The sequence below is a fragment of the Pseudomonas sp. Y24-6 genome (assembly GCF_020295325.1).
Taxonomy (GTDB): Bacteria; Pseudomonadota; Gammaproteobacteria; order Pseudomonadales; family Pseudomonadaceae; genus Aquipseudomonas; species Aquipseudomonas gregormendelii.
This window is the reverse complement of sequence record NZ_JACBXG010000007.1, coordinates 1-17,662: the sequence shown is the minus strand read 5'-3', so window position 1 is coordinate 17,662 and position 17,662 is coordinate 1. Positions and strand designations below refer to the sequence as shown.

Genomic DNA, 17,662 nt, shown 5'->3' with positions numbered 1-17,662 from the left:
AATGGCCTCCGGTTCAGGGTGCCCGGCCCCGGGAAACGGGGACAGACTTAACCGTTGGGCATATCGTTGCGTTTTTCTTAAGTTGCTCGAGTCGATTGCGCACTAGCGCGACGTATCGATTGACTGATTTTTTGAGAGTATGTTTTTGATCGCGTAGTAAAGGTCGCTGGCTGTCGTTGTCAGAGCGTTGCGGTCAATACAGACCAGGTAGATCGGGTACTCGGGGATACTTTCTTCGATCTTGACCTGTACCAGATCTTCGTTGAGCCCTTTGGGCAGTGTGTTTTCCATTCCGGCTTCACTGAGCGTCATGAAAGCATCGGCGTGGTGCAACAGGTCCAGGGCCAGCAATACCGATGAACACTCGGTTATTCGCTGCGGCGCAGGGATCTCATTGTCTTCGAACATTTGATAGAACTGGGATGAGTGATCGTCGATCGCATCGAGGCTGATCCAGTTGGCGAACTGCAGCTGGCGGAGAGAATGCGAGTGGCGCAGAGGGTTATTCCTTCGACAGACCACCAGCCCCTGCATGCGGCTCAACGCTTCCCAATCCAGGTTCAGCCGTTGTGTGTGCTGCTGCGAGGTAATGGCGAAATCCAGCGTACCGTCGCGGAGTCGCTGCAGCATCTGGTTGGGACGAAGGTCCACCAGGCGAATCCGGACACGTGGATTCTTCGTCTGGAACCCGGCAATGCATTCTCCCAGCCCTTTGAGCACTGATGTCAGGGACGTGACCCCGATGCTGACCTCACCGACCTGCATATCCCTGATGTTTTCAGCCTCCAGTTGCAGTCGTCGCATGCTCTCGACCGTCAACTGTGCATGGCGAATGATGCGGCGACCTTCGTCGGTGAGCGACATTCCCCTGTGGGAACGCTGCAGCAGTGCCAAGCCCAGTTCGCTCTCCAGATCCTTGATTGATCGGCTGATGGCAGGCTGGGTGACATGCAGGATCTGCGAGGCCTCACTGATGCTTCCGGTCTGGTGGATGGCTACCAGTGCCCTGATTTGATGAAGTTTCACTTAACGACAGGTCCTTGCGGTGCGACGAAGGTGCTGCACGTTACTGCAAGGCCGAGGAGCAAAAAAGCCTGGAAACGTTTTTCTCGCGATACTGCTTGGGCGTCATGGACAGTTTTTCCTGGAACAGTCGGGTCATGTGGCTTTGGTCCGAGAACCCGCAATCCATGGCGACAGCTTTCAAAGGTACATCACGCACCGTAGACAGGATGCGCTCAGCCTTTTTCAAGCGGCGCGACTGAACGTACTGATGGGGAGAGACTCCATACACCGCCCCGAACACCCGTACAAAGTATGAGGGGCTCAGGTCGACTATTGCGGCCATGTCTTTAACCGAAATCGGGTTGGACAGGTGTGAGTCGATGTACTGCTGAAGCTGGTCACGTTTGAGGTGTGTCAGGCGAGACGCTTGATCGTTGTCTCTCAAGTCACAGCGCACATACTGGCGAAGCAGATGAATGCACATCTGTATTTCCAGCGTCTGGGCAAAGAGGCTGCTTCCCGGTTCGCCACTCAGGCATTCCATTTCATAGGCGGCCATAAGCCTGGAGAGGGTCGCGTCGTTGATGATAGGGCAATGGTCGACAAAAACACGGTCAACATCCTGCTGAAAGACTTCATTGGCGACCCTGGCCATCATCGTTTGCGAGATGTAGATATGACTGACTTCGATATCGTTCATCCAGTACCACCTGGACGATTCGCCTCGCGTCAAAATGGTCACGTCGTTATCGCCAACGGACCATTTTTGCCATTGCTTGCCATCGTGGAAACCCAGATTGGATGTTCCCGATTTCCATCGCACCAATTCGTAATCGCGCATGCACGGTATGCTGACTTCGGTTTTGTCAAAGCGGTAGCCCCGGATCGACATGCCGTTATCGGATGCAGTCTCGACGGTACCGTTGATCGTGACTTCGCCTGGGATAACGTCCAGCATTTTTTCTGGCGTTAGGAGGATGGCACTCATCACAACTCCCTTTTTATTGGCAGTGGAGTTTTTTAACAGCTATTGGCAGTTTTAGAATGTTGATCGCAGTGTTATGACATTCAAAAAGCTAACACATCCTCAGAGTTTGTACGCAAAACAGGCTTGCCATCGATCGGGGATTTCCACCCGACCGCCTGGCAAGCCTTCTCTTACTGCTCCTGGATTTCGTGATCACTCGGCTCGGTCAACCCCGGTCGCCATCGACGCAAATGAGTGTGACGCTCGTAGGCCTGCGCCGACGGGTAAGTCACCAGTTCAATCGTGCTTCCCCAAGGCGTGCGAGTGTAGACGTAACGATTACCTTTCCCGGCGTCACCACCCGGGAGCTCACCAGGACGGCTGAGCAGGGTTCCACCGGCCCTCTCCAGTTGTTTGGCCGCAGCGTCGATATCGTCAACATAGATGCAAATATGCTGAATACCCAAGTCGCTTGGAACTACTGGCTGCGACTGCCGCACCCCGGTGTAGGAAAACAGCTCCAGGTTGGGACCGTTGCCAAGGCGCAGCATGCGGATTGCGCTAATCACGGCTCCGGGTGCGATCCCCAGTCCTGCCTCCACTTCAGGCCCCCCCAAGGGCGCTTCAAGCATGTCGTAAAGTTTCTCGGCACCGAAAGCCTCGACGAAGAACTGGGTCGCCGCTTCAAGATCGGGAACGGTAATGCCTACGTGTTCGATCGCGCGAACATTCATGCCAACTCTCCTATTTTTGCTGCCGCCCAGAAGCCAGACTGGGTCGCCTCGTACATCCGACCGCCGCGGGACCTCGTTCCGATACTATGGACGCGAATGTCATCGACGGCCGACGCCAGGACAGTCGAGGCATTGCGCGCAGTCGCCATCACCACGTAGCCGTCACCGGGCGCCGCGACTGCCGTTCTGATCGATACGTCGAGACTGTTGAGAAGGCCGCTCAGATGGTCGCGCTGCATATCATTGGTATCGATTCCTACCCCATCTGCAGGGGAGAGGAGGCTGACTTTTTTACCCTGCTCGGCCAGCCACAGGGCGGCAAACATTGCAGTCTCTGTTTCTCCAAACACGGTGACTTCGTCAGCCACGGGCAGAGCCGCGTTTGCCAGCATGTCGGCCACATCCGGGCCCTGATTCTGCGCAACGGTTCCGGTGGCGAGCAATACGGTGTCCCATGGGGCCAAGTCGATGTCGGTCGCATCGGTATTGAGTTGCACGTCGACGGCCACGCGTTCGAGTTCGCTCTCGTAGAAGTGGATCATGTTCGTGACCTCCATGCGAAACGGGCTCGCAGCGGCCCAGGCATGAAGCTGGCCGCCGATGCGACCTGACTTCTCGACCAAGCGCACACTGTGCCCACGCTCGGCAGCCAGGATCGCGGCTTCACAGCCGGCAGGCCCGCCACCGACGACCAGAATCCGCTGCTGTACGGAAGCAGGTCGACGAGCGTCACTCGCCCGACGCTCCTGTCCCAGCGTGGGGTTTATCACGCACTGGGTACCCTTACCGTTGAACATCCACCGTGAGATGCACTCATTGACCGCAAGGCAGCGGCGGACACTCTGTGGTTGCCCGCGCCGTGTCTTGTTTATCGTTTCGGGGTCCGCTAGACCCGAGCGACCCAAGGCCACAAAGTCGAGCTCGCCGTCAGACACCGCTTGTGCCATCTCGTCGAGCAGCCAGGTGAGACGACCGACGCCGATTACCGGGATCGAGACACGCTTTTTCACCAGCTTGGCGTAATCCACGAGTGATCCTGGCGCGACCATCGGCAGCAACGTCATTGCCGTGTCGTAGTTCCCGGCACTGACATCCAGGGCGTCGACGTAAGGTTCGAGCATTTCGCAAAAGGCCAGGCCATCTTCCAATGAGAGACCGCCCTCGTAAGGCTCCATGACGCTCAGGCGATACAGGATCGGGAAATCCGCACCGACCTGTGCGCGAATCCCGCGCACGACGTCGAGTGCAAAACGGGCACGGTTCTCCAGGGAACCGCCCCAGCGATCAGTGCGTTTATTTGTAAAAGGTGAGAGAAACTGACCGAGCAGATAGCCATGTGCACCGTGCAGTTCAACGGCATCAAAGCCAGCAGCCACGGCGCGCCGGGCACCTTGGACATACTTGTCGATCAGTCCCGGAATTTCATGTTCTTCGATCGCTCGTGGCGGGGTGCCGAACGCGCTGGTGATGCCTGCAGTCGGCGCGAGAGGCGGTTCGTTACGTTCCGTGTTGCCTTGGGAGTTCTGGCGCCCGGTGTGGTGCAACTGCACCGCGATTTTTGCGCCTTCACCGTGGACAGCGTCGACCAGATTGCTGAGTGCGCCAATGAACCTGTCGTGGTCAATTCGCATAGGGTGGCCGGCTGTGCGCCCGACTTCCCAGTCGATAGAGGTGTTCTCTGTAATGATGAGACCAACGCCTCCACGAGCGCGGGCCCGATGGTATTCGATGAGCTTATCGTCAATTTCACCGAAGGTGCTCGCGAACTGAGTGAAGATCGGTGCCTGCACGAAACGGTTGCGCAATTGCAGGGAGCCGATCCTCCCTGGCTGGTAGAGCGCCGCGGCAGGGCTGTCTGAAGCCACAAGATTTCGGATGTCTGGGTGTGCCATTGCCATCTCCTCATTATTTTTTTTTTTGAGGTTTGAGCATGGAGTGAGAGGCGGCCTGAGTATTGAACATTCATGCCGAGGCGTTGAAGAATCCTGCTTTAGCACCGCAGAGGTACTCGCACAGGCAATTTGATCGAGGACAACTCAAACATCAGCTGGCGAAGACAACGATTGGCTAGCCCCGCGAGCCCGCAGGGATGTGCGCAACTCCCGGGGAATCGCTGAATGGTCGTCCTGAGGAGCAATATTCACACTAGTGATGGCGTGTATTGGAGTTGCGGTATTTATCAATAGAGCTCAGATGGCGATGATTTGGTGACTCCAATAACAATCAGCCTACTGGGTAACTTGCTATGCGTACTTCTGAATCCAAATTGCACATCGGTATTGTTGGCGGTGGTATTGCCGGCGTCGGTCTGGCCCTTGACCTGTGCCGTCATTCCCACCTGAGTGTGCAGCTGTTTGAAGCGGCACCAGCCTTTGGCGAGGTCGGAGCAGGTGTCTCCTTCGGCGCCAATGCCGTTCGAGCCATCGCGGGCCTGGGTATTGCCGAACCCTACCGCAAGATTGCCGACCAGACTCAGGACCCATGGCAGGACATCTGGTTCGAATGGCGTCGCGGTGAAGATGCCGGTTATCTGGGCGCAAGCCTGGCCGAAGGGGTAGGGCAGTCATCGGTACACCGTGCTGACTTTCTCGATGCCCTGGCCAGCCAGTTGCCCGAAGGGATCGCCCAGTTCGGTAAACGTGCAGTCAGCGTAGAGCAGGATGGCGAACAGGCTCGCGTGGTGTTCACCGATGGCACTGAGCATCGCTGCGATCTGCTGATCGCTGCCGACGGTATCAAGTCTTCAATTCGTGATCATGTGCTTAACGGTCTTGGCCAACCCCTGGTGGCGCCGCGTTTCAGTGGTACCTGCGCCTACCGCGGAATGATCGACAGCGAACAACTGCGTGCCGCGTACCGGGCCCGGGGTGTCGATGAACACTTGATCGATGTCCCGCAGATGTACTTGGGGCTTGATGCCCATATCCTCACTTTCCCCGTCAAACAAGGCCGGCTTATCAACGTTGTGGCCTTCATTTCCGATCGCAGTCGCCCTGATCCAACCTGGCCAAGCGATGCGCCATGGGTGCGCCATGCCAGCCAGGAAGAAATGCTGTCCGCCTTCGATCATTGGGGTGACGCTGCAAAGGTGCTGCTCGAATGCATTCCGGCACCCACCCTGTGGGCACTGCATGAACTGGATGAGTTGCCAGGCTATGTGCACGGGCGCGTGGGGCTTATTGGCGATGCTGCGCACGCCATGCTGCCGCACCAGGGCGCTGGCGCCGGGCAGGGGCTGGAAGACGCCTGGCTGCTGGCCCGATTGCTGGCCGATCCGCAGGTACTGGAGAGTCAGCCACAAGCGGTGCTCGCGGCTTACGACGCAATTCGTCGTCCACGTGCCTGCCGAGTGCAGCGCACCTCCTGGGAAGCCGGGGAACTTTATGAAATGCGTGATCCAGCTGTAGCCGATGACGAACAACTGCTGGGCAAAACTCTCGCCGAGCGTTTCGACTGGTTGTGGAATCACGATATGCAGTCCGACCTTCAGGAGGCGCGTGCCCAGCTAGGTTGGCGAGCATCTGCTTAACGACTTGACCGACATGCACGGGAGGGAGCGTCCAGCGGCTCTCTTCGTGGATACCAATAAGATCAGGTGAATCAAGATGATCGTAAAAATTTCTCAACTGCCGCAATTGCAGCAATTCTTCCGACAAGCCTCGGGACTGGACAACAACGAAGGCGATCCACGCCGCAAGCAGATCGTTTTGCGTTTGCTGCAGGAAGTCGCCCGAGTAATTGAAGATTTGCAGATCAGCGACGATGAATTCTGGGGGGCGGTGGACTACGTCAACCGCTTGGGCGCGAAAAACGAAGCAGGTTTGCTGGTCGCCGGACTCGGCATCGAACATTTCCTTGATCTGCTGGCGGATGCCAGGGACGCAGAGGCGGGCCGGACCGGAGGCACGCCACGGACCATTGAAGGTCCGTTGTACGTAGCAGGCGCGCCACTATGTGAGCACCAAACTCGCATGGATGATGGAAGCGAGGATGGCACAGCAACGGTGTTGTTTCTGGAAGGGCGCGTAACCGACTTGAACGGTGAGCCTATCGCCGGAGCCACTGTGGACTTGTGGCAAGCCAACACCCAAGGCAACTACTCATACTTCGATAAGAGCCAGACGGCGTACAACTTGCGGCGCCGGATTCTCACGGACGCCAATGGTTGCTACCGGGCTCGCAGCATCGTGCCTTCGGGGTACGGTTGCGATCCAGCCGGCCCCACTCAGGAATGCCTGGATCAATTGGGCCGTCACGGGCAGCGACCTGCCCATATCCATTTCTTCATCTGCGCCCCAGGCCACGAACATTTGACCACGCAGATCAACCTGTCGAATGACAAGTACCTGTGGGACGACTTCGCCTATGCAACACGTGACGGGTTGATTGGCGAAATCATTTTCGTCGACGACGAGGAACAGGCTGCTGCCAATGGCGTGACGGGGCGCTTTGCCGAGATGACGTTCAATTTCAGCCTGCGTCCGGCCGCGAGCGTTGCATCGATCAATCGCAGCCAACGCCCGCGAGCGTTGCAGTCTGCCTGACAAACCGACGTTTTCTCGGCTTCGACGAATTACTTCAAGGAGACAACAATGTCCCAGACCGATGCTCAATCGATGAGAGTCCGTGCCGCAGTGCTGCGCGCCTCAGGGGCTGCATTAGAAATTGAGGATGTCTTGCTCGAGGCGCCTCGGCCAACAGAAGTGCGCGTCCGTGTGGTCGCTACAGGCGTTTGCCACACTGACATGGTGGTGCGAGATCAGCTGTTCCCAACGCCACTGCCGATCATCCTCGGTCATGAAGGTGCGGGCGTCGTGGATGCAGTCGGTTGCGCTGTCACCACGGTTCAACCGGGCGATCACGTGGTCATGACGTACATGTCTTGCGGCCTCTGCCTGCCTTGCGAAACGGGCCACCCGGCACATTGCACGCACATGCATCCGCTGAACTTCGGTGGCGGCCGACTCGATGGCAGTACGTCCGCTTGCGCCTGTGGCAGCGACCACGCCATCCACGACCATTTCTTCGGTCAATCCTCGTTTTCCACTTACACGATTGCCAATGAGCGCAACGTGGTCAAGGTCGCGAAACAGGCGCCATTGGAATTGCTGGGGCCACTGGGTTGTGGCATCCAGACGGGCGCAGGATCGGTTCTCAATGCACTCAAGGTCGAAGCCGGATCGAGCTTCGCCGCCTTTGGTGCAGGCGCAGTCGGACTGGCGGCGGTAATGGCCGCGAAGGTCGCCGGCGCTACGACCATCATCGCTGTGGACGTCACCCCGAGCCGGCTGGAACTGGCACTGGAACTGGGCGCAACCCACGTCATCAATAGCCGCGAAGAAGATCCGGTTCAACGCATTCAGTCCATCACCCAGGGGGGCGTCAATTACAGCCTTGAATGCTCCGGCCGTTCCGAGGTTCTTCGCCAGGCAATCGACGCACTCACCACGCTTGGCACCTGTGGCATCGTCGGTGCTACCCAAGTTGGCACCGAGGTGGCATTCAATATCAACGACGTGATGATTCCCGGAAAACGGATCATGGGCATTGTCCAAGGCGATGTCGTTGCCAATGCCTTCATTCCGAAGCTGGTTGATCTCTATCTGCAGGGCCGATTCCCCTTCGACAAGCTGTGCAGGTTTTACGAGTTTGATGAGGTGAACCAGGCGATGGCCGATAGCGAACGCGGTGTCACCATCAAGCCGATCCTGCGCATGCCAGTCCCTGCTTCGGTCTGACTTTTTCGAGCTCTAAAGGAACCCGCAATGACTGTTCAACTCGTAATAGACAACCAAAAACTTGCCGCCTCCACTGGCAAGACCTTTCAACGTGTCGATCCGCTCAGTTCCGCGACTGTGAGTGTAGGTGCAGCCTGCAGCGTCGAGGATGCCATCCGCGCCGCCGAATCTTCCCAGCGCGCTTTCCGGACCTGGTCCAAAACCGGCCCAACCGAGCGTCGGCGGATTCTGCTGGCGGCAGCCGACTCCCTTGAATCGAAAATGGCGCAGTTCTGCTCGGTCATGGCTGAAGAGATCGGCGCTTCGCAACTGTGGGCACAATTCAACGTAGGCGCATCGGCGAACCTGCTGCGTGAAGCCGCGGCCCTGACCACGCAAATCAAGGGCGAAACCATTCCGACCGACAAGCCAGGCGCACTGTCGATGACGTTGCGTCAACCGGTCGGCGCAGTGCTGAGCATCGTGCCCTGGAATGGGCCGGTCATTCTTGGCGCACGCGCCATTGCCTACCCTCTGGCATGTGGCAATACGGTGATATTCAAGGGGTCTGAAAGCAGCCCGCGTACGCACGCGCTGCTGGCCGAAGCGTTTTACGATGCCGGTTTGCCGGCGGGAGTATTGAACTTTCTGATCAGCGCGCCAGAGGACGCGTCTGCTGTGACTGAAGCGTTGATCGCACATGACGTGGTGCGTCGGGTGAATTTTACGGGCTCGACCAAGGTCGGCCGCATGATTGCCCAGACCTGTGCCACTCATCTCAAACGCTGCCTGTTGGAACTGGGTGGCAAAGCCCCATTCATCGTACTGGATGACGCGGATATCGACGGGGCAGTCAACGCTGCGGTTTTCGGCGCATTTCTTTACCAGGGACAAATCTGCATGTCGACCGAGCGTTTCGTGGTCGATGAAGCGGTTGCCGACCAATTCGTATCCCGTTTCGCGGACCGCGTACGGTCGCTGGAAGTCGGCGTGCCAGCGACAACACCCGCCTGCGTGATCGGTCCAATGATCGGCCAGGGTTCAGTGCAACGGATCAATCATTTGCTTGACGACGCCATCGGGAAAGGCGCTGACATCGTGGCTGGCGGGTTGGCGGAAAATGCCTTGATGGGGCCGACACTGGTCGATCGGGTGACCCGTGAGATGTCGATCTATGACGAAGAGACCTTTGGCCCGGTGACAACGATCGTCCGGGTAAAAGGCGCCGAGCAGGCGCTGCAGGTGGCCAACGACACCGCCTACGGCCTTTCGTCATCCATATTCAGTCGCGATGTCACACGGGCATTGGAGTTGGCTGGCCGACTGGATGCCGGCTGCGTACACATCAATGGCGCCACCGTGCAAAACGAGCCGCAGGCCCCGTACGGTGGGATGAAGAAGAGCGGCTATGGACGCTTTGATGGCAGCGCAGTCATCGAGGAGTTTACCGAGGTCAAGTGGGTCACGGTTGAACCTTCCAGCCAGCCTTATCCATTCTGAGTTTTGAGCCGGCGCGTAATGCGCCGGTTTTTTTGTATGCGAGTACGACGGCCGCACCGCCAGGCCTCGGGGTATTACAAGGCGCTACTGCCTTTGCGGGTCGAACTGCTTATCCCTGATAAACAGCGCTGGGATCACCCCACAGATGAAGTAGGCCGCGCCCATGACCAGAAAACCCACACCTATCGAACCATGTGAGGCGAGAAAGCCGATAGCGGCCGGAGCGATGGCTGCCCCCAGACGCCCGATATTGTAGGCACCGCCCACGGCAGATCCACGAAATTTGGCTTCGAAGCTTTCGGTCATGTACGTGGCGTTCACGCCGTAGGGAATACCGTACAAAAAGCCGAACACCACCAGCATCCAGAGTATGTTTTCCTGGCTCTGGAACAGCACGATTACCGGCAGAAACACTGCCGTTCCCAGTGCGCCGAAGGCGAATACGCTTCTACGTCCCACGCGGTCTGCAGCCATGCCAGCGAGAATTTTGCCGAGGATCATGGCGGTGTAAGTGCCCACCATGTAGCCGGTCATGGACTTGAGGTTCATGCCCAGCTCACTCTCCAGGTAGGTTGGCAGCCAGTTGTTCACTCCGTAGTAGCCGAACTGGAGGAAACCGGCAGTCAGCGCCCAGCAGAAAAACATTCGGCGCGCCTGCGGATCGCTGAAAATCTGCTTGTACATGCTGTCACGTTTCACCACTGATCCCTGACGGATTCCCGCGAGTTTTTCTTTGGCTCGCTCGGCCTGGGCGTTGATCCAGGCCTGTGGTTCCGGTACGAAACGTTGCATCACCAGAGCAAGGATCACCGGGATGATCGCGATGTAGAAAAGCCAGCGCCAGCCATGGACCGGCAAGATCCAGCCAGCCAGCAAGGTCGCGACAATGTAGCCCACAGACCAACCGGCCTGGAGGGTGCCAAGCACTGTGGTGCGATAACGGGTTGGGACGTACTCGGACATCAAGGTATTGCACGCCACATACAACGCGCCAATTCCCAATGAAGCCAGGAACCGGATAGTTGCGAACTGCCAGTAGGTTTGCGTCAGGCCCAGGGCGGCTGTGCCGACGGAGAACAGCAAAATACTCCAGACCACGGTTTTTACCCGGCCGAATCTGTCACACGCCCAGCCACCGTAGATTCCGCCGATCGCCATCCCGGCCAAGGTGAAACTGCCCAGGCTGCCGGCCTCTACGTTGGTGAGGCCAAACTCAGCCTTCAGACTATTGAGGCTGTAAGACAGCAACATCAAATCGGCGCCGTCGATTAACAAGCCGAGAAAACAGAAAATAAAGACCAGTACCCAAGTACTGGACTTGGCGTGCGCAGTCGCGCTTGCCTGAGCAGCAGCGTCCATAGAATTACCTTATTGTATTTATGGGGTAGAACTGGAGCAGGAAAGGGCGTTTGCCTCAGCCTTGAGCGTCTCGAATCATGTTTCGGGCAATCACGATCTGCTGGATCTGGGTGGTGCCTTCATAAATGCGGAACAGGCGCACATCCCGGTAGAAGCGCTCTATGGCGTATTCGCTGACATAGCCGGCGCCGCCATGGATCTGCACACAGCGATCGGCAACGCGCCCGCACATTTCCGTAGAGAACATCTTGGCGCACGAGGCTTCGGTGCTCACGTTGTGGCCATCGTCGCGTTTGCGGGCAGCATCCAGGACCATGCAGCGGCTGGCGTAGATTTCCGCTTTGCTGTCGGCCAGCATCGCCTGGATCAGCTGGAACTCGGCGATAGGTTTACCGAATTGTTTGCGTTCCAGCGCGTAGCGCAGGGCATCGTCGAGCATTCGCTCAGCCGCCCCGACACTCAAGGCCGCAATGTGCAGGCGGCCCTTGTCGAGGACTTTCATGGCGGTTTTGAAACCCACGCCTTCGACGCCGCCGATCAATTGGCTGGCTGGCACGCGAGCGTTTTCAAAGATGACGTCACAGGTGTGGGCGCCTTTGTGGCCCATCTTGTGGTCGGGTTTGCCCAAGGACACACCGGGTGTACCGCGTTCGACGATAAACGCGCTGATACCACCAGCACCTTTAATTTCGGTGCTTGTACGCGCCATCACGGTATAGATGCCGGCGTGTGGGGCGTTGGTGATGAAACGCTTGGTGCCATTGAGGATGTAGCTGTCGCCATCGCGCACGGCGCTGGTCTTGAGCGAGGCGGCATCAGAGCCGGCATCGGGTTCCGTCAGGCAGAAAGAGCTGAGCAACTCGCCGCTGGCAAGCTTGGGCAGGTACTGCTGTTTCTGTTCGGCGGTGCCATCCAGGAGAATACCGATGGAGCCAATGCCGTTGTTGGTGCCGATGTAGGATCGAAACGCCGGGGATGTGCGGCCTAATTCAAAGGCGATATTCACCTCTTCTTCCATCGTGACGCCCAGCCCGCCGAACTCTTCCGGCAGCGTGAGACCGAACAGCCCCATGGCCTGCATCTGTTCGACGATGTCCTGGGGGATCGAGTCGGTGTCAGCCACCTCATTTTCGCGAGGAATCAGCACCTCGCCGACAAATTGGCGAAGTGAGTCCAACAGAATCTGCAGGGTTTCGGTATCACGGATCATGTGCGCTCCTAACGCTCGCAGGCGAGCGGTTCTTTTATCAGGGCGCCGTTACTCCGTTGCGTCAGCGAGCAGCGGCGCCAATGTTGTTAACCATGTTGATCAGGCGCGGCCCGATATCGTCCATCAGTCGTTCACGCGGCAGTTGAAAACTCGGTCCACCGCAGTTGAAGGTCAGCAACCCGTACTGTGGATGCAGCAGCGGTACCGCTACCGAGTTCACGTCGCGATGCCACTCGCCGATCGACAGGCAAAAGCCATAGTCGGCGTAATCCCTGAAGGCCCGGTCCAACCCCTTGCGAATGGTTGGCCACTGCTCCGATTCACGCTGGCGGATATGGTCGAGCAAAAACTCTCGCTCGGTCTCGGGCATTGCCGCCAGGCAAGCGCGGCCTACCGAGCTCTGTGCCAGTGGCAAGTAACTGCCGGTCTGGCGGCGCATGGTCATGTTGCCCTGACCCTGAACCACATCCAGGTACACCATCTGCAGGCGATCACGCGAAGCCATGGCGACCGCCGCTTGCGCATGATTGGCCAGCTCTTCCATCAACGGATGAGCCACCGTGCGAATCGCCAGGTTCGACAGCATGGCGTAGCCAAAACCCAGCACCCCGACATCCAGCTGATACTTGCCCGAATGCACTTCACGTTTGAGGCAACCCAGACGCATCAGCGTGTTGGTCAATCGCGTCACGGTCGGTTTGGGCAGGCCGGTCATACGCGCCAGATCCTGATTGCCCAACACGTTGTCGCGTGGGGTAAAGCACCGCATCAACTCCAGCCCGCGTGCCAGCGCCGTTACGAACTGACCGCTGTTTTCGTCATCGCTCAACGCGCTGGTTGGGTCGAGCATGCCCATCTTCAGTAACCCGATTTCGTCCGCTCCGGTTGTCGTGTCGGCGGCCTGTTGATCTGCCTTGATGCGAGCCATGGTAGAACCTCAATTTAAATAAATGCAAGAAAATAAAACGTAGTTTCGACAGGCGAAATTATATGCGCTAGCGTTCTAAAAACCAATAGACATGTCTTATGTCGGCAAGTCCCTGTAAATACTAGGATTTTCGAAAGGCTAAGCTTTTTCTGTTTACAGGGCTTCGTAAGGATACCTATGATTGATCGTAAATACGGAATCAAGTTTCGCCTAGCGAAACAATAATAAGAGGTCGATATGAACTCCCACCCAGAGCCCGTCGTGCATCTGCACCTACAAGACAATGCAGTCGCAGTCGTGCGCATTGAGCGTCCCGAAGTCAAGAACGCCCTTAACAGCGCCGTCCGTGAGCAACTGGCCGATATCTTTCGCGCCTTGGCCCCAGATGACCGCGTGCGTTCAATCGTCCTCACGGGCGGCGAGCAGTGCTTCGTTGCCGGCGCCGACATCCGCGAGTTTGCCCAGGCCAGCCCCGTCGAGATGTATCTTCGTCACACGGAACGCCTGTGGGACGCTATCGCTCGCTGCCCCAAACCGATCATCGCTGCCGTGAATGGGTTTGCCCTGGGCGGCGGGTGCGAACTGGCGATGCACTGCGACATCATTGTTGCCGGTCAATCGGCGCGCTTCGGCCAACCCGAAGTCAAGCTTGGCCTGATGCCGGGAGCTGGCGGCACTCAACGGTTGATCCGCGCAGTCGGCAAATTCCAGGCTATGCGAATAGCGTTGACCGGATGCCTGGTGCCTGCCCCCGAAGCACTTGCGATGGGCATGGTCAGCGAAGTGGTCAGCGATGAGCTCACGCTGCCCCGATCCCTTGAACTGGCCGCGCAAATAGCCGCGTTGCCGCCTCTGGCCGTCGCACAGATCAAAGAAGTCATGCTGCTCGGTGCCGACCTGCCTCTGGAGAGCGCATTGGCCTTGGAGCGCAAGGCATTTCAGTTGCTGTTTGATTCCAGGGATCAAAAGGAAGGCGCCACGGCGTTCCTTGAAAAACGCCAAGCAACCTTTACTGGAGAATGACCCATGACACGTGAAATAAAACGGATGGCTGTCGTGGGCGTGGGTGTCATGGGCACGGGCATTGCCCAGATTGCGGCCCAGGCCGGCGTTGAGGTCATGCTGTTCGACAACCGTGAAGGTGCCGCGCAGACCGCTCTCGAAAACCTCCAACAGACCCTGGACAAGTTGGTGGCCAAAGGCAAGATTGCGGCCAGTGATGCCCAGGCAACCCTTGAGCGCCTGCATGTTGCCGGCGCATTGACGGATCTCAGCGACGTAGACGTGGTGGTGGAAGCCATCGTCGAGCGCCTCGATGCCAAGCAAGCCTTGCTCGCCCAGCTTGAGGCCGTCGTTCGCGACGACTGTATTCTTGCCACCAATACCTCTTCGCTGTCGGTCGCCAGCATCGCACGCGAGTGCCGCAAGCCTGAACGTGTGGCAGGGTTTCACTTTTTCAATCCGGTACCGCTGATGAAAGTGGTGGAGGTCATTGATGGCCTGGCCAGTGATCCTCGCGTCGGTGACAGCCTGCAGGCATTGGCCGCGCGGATGGGGCACCGCGGGATCCGCGCCAAAGACACCCCTGGCTTCATCATCAACCACGCGGGTCGCGCTTACAGCACTGAAGCCTTGCAGATACTCAAGGAAGGCGTCACCGAGCCGGCCGAAATTGATCGCATTCTGCGCGAAGGCCTGGGTTTCCGCATGGGCCCCCTGGAGCTGTTCGACCTGACCGCGCTGGATGTCTCCCACCCAGTGATCGAGTCTATCTATAACCAGTTCTACCAGGAACCCCGTTATCGGCCCGCTGCGCTGACCCGCCAAATGCTTGAGGCTGGCTATGTAGGGCGTAAGGTGGGGCGTGGTTTTTACCGCTATGCCAACGGCCAAATGGTCGATGTGCCACAACCCCAGCCCGTGCCTGTCGTGGAGGCTATGCCGCCTGTGTGGCTGGGTAGTGAAAATGATGCTGACCGTACCAGCCTTAGCGCACTGCTGGAGCGCCTGGGCGCCCAGGTGGAGCAGGGCAGCATGCCTTCCGACGCTGCGCTTTGCCTGTTGGCGCCCTATGGCGTGGACGCGACACGCGCAGCGCAGCGTTTTGGTGTAGATCCAACGCGCACGGTCTGTATTGACCCGCTGCTCGATTGCATGCGCTACCGCACGCTCATGCTCACACCGGTAACCGGCACCGATATGCGCCAAGCGGCCCATGCGCTGCTGTCTAGCGACGGTGTGGGCGTCAGCGTGATCAATGACAGTGTCGGCTTCGTCGCTCAGCGGGTGCTGGCGATGATCGTCAACCTGGCGGGCGATATCGTCCAACAGCGCATAGCCAGCGTCGAAGACCTTAATGAAGGCGTACGTCGTGGGTTGGGTTACCCGCAGGGCCCGCTGGCCTGGGGCGACAGTGTTGGCGCGCAGCACTTGCTGACTATCCTCGAACGCATGACCGAACTGACTGGGGACCCGCGTTATCGGCCTGGCCCCTGGCTGCGCCGGCGTGCGGCCCTGGGCTTATCGCTGTGCCATCCAGAACCGACACTGACCTGATCCATCAACGCTTAGGAAACTGCCATGCTTGATGCTTATATTTTTGCGGGGTTACGTACGCCTTTCGGTCGCCATGCCGGCGCCCTAGCGCCAGTACGACCTGACGACGTGTCGGCCAAGGGCTGGCGATGGTTATCGAGCGTGTGTAACCGCTCAAGCAAAGGTGAAATGACATGGGTGCTTTGACTGGATACCGCGTACTCGATTTGAGCCGTGTGCTTGCCGGCCCCTGGTGCGGACAGACACTGGCCGATCTGGGCGCAGAAGTGATCAAGGTGGAACGGCCGGGTGTGGGCGACGATACCCGGGGTTGGGGCCCGCCCTGGATGAAAGGCCAGAGCGATGAGTTGACCTCTGAAGCGTCGTATTACCAATCAACCAATCGCGGCAAGTTATCGGTAGCGCTGAACCTGGCTAGCCCGCAAGGGCAGGAGTTGGTGCGTGCACTGGCGACCGACTGTGATGTGCTGATCGAAAACTACAAGGCTGGCTCCCTGGCCAAGTACGGACTGGATTACGCCTCGTTGTCGCAGTTGAACCCTCGGCTGGTGTACTGCTCCGTCACAGGATTCGGGCAGACCGGCCCGCGTGCGGCCGAACCCGGTTACGACTTCATCGTGCAGGGCATCGGCGGGCTGATGAGCATTACCGGCGAGCGCGATGACTTGCCCGGTGGCGGTCCGCAGAAGGTTGGCGTGGCTTTTTCCGACCTGATGACCGGCCTTTATTCCACGGTTGCCATCCAGGCGGCGCTGCTCAGCCGGGAAAAAACCGGTGCAGGGCAGCACATCGATATGGCGCTGCTGGACGTGCAGGTCGCAACCTTGTGCAATCAAAGCCAGAACTACCTGGCCTCGGGCAAACCGCCAGGGCGTTATGGCAATGCTCACGGCAATATCGTGCCGTATCAGGTGTTCCGTGCCAGCGACCAGGACTTCATCATCGCCTGCGGCAACGACTCGCAGTTTGTCGCGCTGTGCGACGCCATTGGCCTGGGCCACCTGCCGGCAGACCCCAGATTTACGCGTAACGCCGACCGTGTGGCCAATCGCGAAGCGATCATCGAGATCTTGTCACGCCACTTCCTGGACGGTCGGGCACAGGAGTGGATTGACCGAGTCCATCCGCGTGGCGTGCCCATCGGTGCGATCAACAGCATTGCCCAGGCCCTGGATGAACCTCAGGTCAAGGCGCGCAACATGCTGGTGACCATTCCACACCCGCTCAAGGCAGACTTCGTGACGGTCGGCAGCCCGATCAAGATGTCGGGCACACCGGTGGAATACCTGCGTCCGGCGCCGATGCTGGGCGAGCACACGGATGAAGTGCTCAAGCGTCAGCTGGGGCTGGACGACGAGCGTCTGGCGCAGTTGAAGGCCAGCGGTGTGATCGAGCAACTGGGCGAGCGCTGATCTTTTTTCCCGGTATGCCGGTGGCGTATCGGGTTCACTATGTTGCTATGGAGTTATCCATGAAAGTTCTGGTAGCCATCAAGCGGGTGGTCGACTACAACGTGAAAGTTCGCGTCAAGGCGGACAATTCCGGCGTTGACCTCGCCAACGTCAAGATGTCGATGAACCCTTTCTGCGAAATTGCCGTGGAAGAAGCCGTACGCCTGAAAGAGCTCTCTATAAAAGAAGGGCGCGTTGCGACTGAAATCGTCGTCGTCTCCGTCGGCCCGTCCAC

The 17,662-nt window shown here is 58.4% G+C and carries 15 protein-coding genes and 1 pseudogene; 9 read left to right on the top strand and 7 right to left on the bottom strand.

All coding sequences use genetic code 11. The annotated features are described in order from the left end of the window. Window positions 1–102: 102 nt before the first annotated feature. The 4 genes from HYI44_RS14840 to HYI44_RS14825 all read right to left on the bottom strand — a co-directional run bounded on the left by HYI44_RS14840 (window position 103) and on the right by HYI44_RS14825 (window position 4,598). Window positions 103–1,026: a LysR family transcriptional regulator gene (locus tag HYI44_RS14840; protein ID WP_225569721.1), complete on the bottom strand. Its 924-nt coding sequence runs from the start codon at window positions 1,024–1,026 to the stop codon at window positions 103–105. A 40-nt stretch (window positions 1,027–1,066) separates the two neighbouring features. Then, a complete protein-coding gene (locus HYI44_RS14835) occupies window positions 1,067–1,993 on the bottom strand; it encodes a helix-turn-helix domain-containing protein (protein WP_225569720.1) in 927 nt (308 codons plus the stop codon). A 170-nt stretch (window positions 1,994–2,163) separates the two neighbouring features. Continuing rightward, complete coding sequence (locus tag HYI44_RS14830; RefSeq protein ID WP_225569719.1) at window positions 2,164–2,706, bottom strand: VOC family protein; 543 nt, start codon at window positions 2,704–2,706, stop codon at window positions 2,164–2,166. Continuing rightward, window positions 2,703–4,598: an FAD-dependent oxidoreductase gene (locus HYI44_RS14825; RefSeq protein WP_225569718.1), complete on the bottom strand. Its 1,896-nt coding sequence runs from the start codon at window positions 4,596–4,598 to the stop codon at window positions 2,703–2,705. Before HYI44_RS14825 ends, HYI44_RS14830 begins: the two co-directional genes overlap by 4 nt. 353 nt (window positions 4,599–4,951) lie before the next feature. Here HYI44_RS14825 and salA point away from each other — a divergent pair, with 353 nt between their 5' ends. From salA to HYI44_RS14805, 4 genes are all read left to right on the top strand, one after another. Continuing rightward, a complete protein-coding gene (salA, locus tag HYI44_RS14820; protein WP_225569717.1) occupies window positions 4,952–6,235 on the top strand; it encodes a salicylate 1-monooxygenase in 1,284 nt (427 codons plus the stop codon). Between the two features lie 76 nt (window positions 6,236–6,311). After that, entirely contained in the window at window positions 6,312–7,250 is a 939-nt protein-coding gene (gene catA, locus HYI44_RS14815) for a catechol 1,2-dioxygenase (protein WP_122839888.1), read from the top strand. 48 nt (window positions 7,251–7,298) lie between these two features. Continuing rightward, window positions 7,299–8,444 carry an NAD(P)-dependent alcohol dehydrogenase gene (locus HYI44_RS14810; protein WP_225569716.1) on the top strand — a complete coding sequence of 382 codons (1,146 nt, stop codon included), beginning with the start codon at window positions 7,299–7,301 and terminating at the stop codon, window positions 8,442–8,444. A gap of 27 nt (window positions 8,445–8,471) precedes the next feature. Continuing rightward, complete coding sequence (locus tag HYI44_RS14805; protein ID WP_122839890.1) at window positions 8,472–9,923, top strand: aldehyde dehydrogenase; 1,452 nt, start codon at window positions 8,472–8,474, stop codon at window positions 9,921–9,923. A gap of 84 nt (window positions 9,924–10,007) precedes the next feature. On the opposite strand, the gene HYI44_RS14800 is transcribed toward HYI44_RS14805, so the two are convergent. The 3 genes from HYI44_RS14800 to HYI44_RS14790 form a co-directional block, all read right to left on the bottom strand. After that, entirely contained in the window at window positions 10,008–11,282 is a 1,275-nt protein-coding gene (locus HYI44_RS14800) for an MFS transporter (RefSeq protein WP_122839891.1), read from the bottom strand. A 55-nt stretch (window positions 11,283–11,337) separates the two neighbouring features. Next, window positions 11,338–12,492 (bottom strand): acyl-CoA dehydrogenase family protein, encoded by a 1,155-nt coding sequence (locus tag HYI44_RS14795; protein WP_122839892.1) that lies wholly within the window; start codon window positions 12,490–12,492, stop codon window positions 11,338–11,340. A gap of 61 nt (window positions 12,493–12,553) precedes the next feature. Beyond that, on the bottom strand, window positions 12,554–13,420 hold the full coding sequence (locus HYI44_RS14790; RefSeq protein ID WP_122839893.1) for an IclR family transcriptional regulator: 867 nt from the start codon (window positions 13,418–13,420) through the stop codon (window positions 12,554–12,556). 237 nt (window positions 13,421–13,657) lie between these two features. Between HYI44_RS14790 and HYI44_RS14785 the strand changes: the two genes are divergently transcribed. From HYI44_RS14785 to HYI44_RS14770, 5 genes and pseudogenes are all read left to right on the top strand, one after another. Further along, on the top strand, window positions 13,658–14,443 hold the full coding sequence (locus tag HYI44_RS14785) for an enoyl-CoA hydratase (RefSeq protein ID WP_225569715.1): 786 nt from the start codon (window positions 13,658–13,660) through the stop codon (window positions 14,441–14,443). Between the two features lie 3 nt (window positions 14,444–14,446). Continuing rightward, complete coding sequence (locus tag HYI44_RS14780) at window positions 14,447–15,976, top strand: 3-hydroxyacyl-CoA dehydrogenase (RefSeq protein WP_225569714.1); 1,530 nt, start codon at window positions 14,447–14,449, stop codon at window positions 15,974–15,976. A gap of 24 nt (window positions 15,977–16,000) precedes the next feature. Then, window positions 16,001–16,090, top strand: a pseudogene (locus HYI44_RS29625) (hypothetical protein); the annotation flags it as partial. Between the two features lie 59 nt (window positions 16,091–16,149). After that, window positions 16,150–17,388 carry a CaiB/BaiF CoA transferase family protein gene (locus HYI44_RS14775; RefSeq protein ID WP_225569713.1) on the top strand — a complete coding sequence of 413 codons (1,239 nt, stop codon included), beginning with the start codon at window positions 16,150–16,152 and terminating at the stop codon, window positions 17,386–17,388. Between the two features lie 59 nt (window positions 17,389–17,447). Next, window positions 17,448–17,662, top strand: a 215-nt coding sequence (locus tag HYI44_RS14770; protein ID WP_412548492.1) for an electron transfer flavoprotein subunit beta/FixA family protein, incomplete at its 3' end; no start/stop codon positions are given.

What these genes read in the sequence shown, in the direction of transcription:
- salA (WP_225569717.1), top strand. Translation starts at nt 4,952, where the DNA reads ATGCGTACTTCTGAATCCAAATTGCACATCGGTATTGTTGGCGGTGGT.
- HYI44_RS14780 (WP_225569714.1), top strand. Translation starts at nt 14,447, where the DNA reads ATGACACGTGAAATAAAACGGATGGCTGTCGTGGGCGTGGGTGTCATG.
- HYI44_RS14775 (WP_225569713.1), top strand. Translation starts at nt 16,150, where the DNA reads ATGGGTGCTTTGACTGGATACCGCGTACTCGATTTGAGCCGTGTGCTT.
- HYI44_RS14805 (WP_122839890.1), top strand. Translation starts at nt 8,472, where the DNA reads ATGACTGTTCAACTCGTAATAGACAACCAAAAACTTGCCGCCTCCACT.
- HYI44_RS14835 (WP_225569720.1), bottom strand. Translation starts at nt 1,993, where the DNA reads ATGAGTGCCATCCTCCTAACGCCAGAAAAAATGCTGGACGTTATCCCA.
- HYI44_RS14830 (WP_225569719.1), bottom strand. Translation starts at nt 2,706, where the DNA reads ATGAATGTTCGCGCGATCGAACACGTAGGCATTACCGTTCCCGATCTT.
- catA (WP_122839888.1), top strand. Translation starts at nt 6,312, where the DNA reads ATGATCGTAAAAATTTCTCAACTGCCGCAATTGCAGCAATTCTTCCGA.
- HYI44_RS14785 (WP_225569715.1), top strand. Translation starts at nt 13,658, where the DNA reads ATGAACTCCCACCCAGAGCCCGTCGTGCATCTGCACCTACAAGACAAT.
- HYI44_RS14795 (WP_122839892.1), bottom strand. Translation starts at nt 12,492, where the DNA reads ATGATCCGTGATACCGAAACCCTGCAGATTCTGTTGGACTCACTTCGC.
- HYI44_RS14800 (WP_122839891.1), bottom strand. Translation starts at nt 11,282, where the DNA reads ATGGACGCTGCTGCTCAGGCAAGCGCGACTGCGCACGCCAAGTCCAGT.
- HYI44_RS14825 (WP_225569718.1), bottom strand. Translation starts at nt 4,598, where the DNA reads ATGGCACACCCAGACATCCGAAATCTTGTGGCTTCAGACAGCCCTGCC.
- HYI44_RS14810 (WP_225569716.1), top strand. Translation starts at nt 7,299, where the DNA reads ATGTCCCAGACCGATGCTCAATCGATGAGAGTCCGTGCCGCAGTGCTG.
- HYI44_RS14790 (WP_122839893.1), bottom strand. Translation starts at nt 13,420, where the DNA reads ATGGCTCGCATCAAGGCAGATCAACAGGCCGCCGACACGACAACCGGA.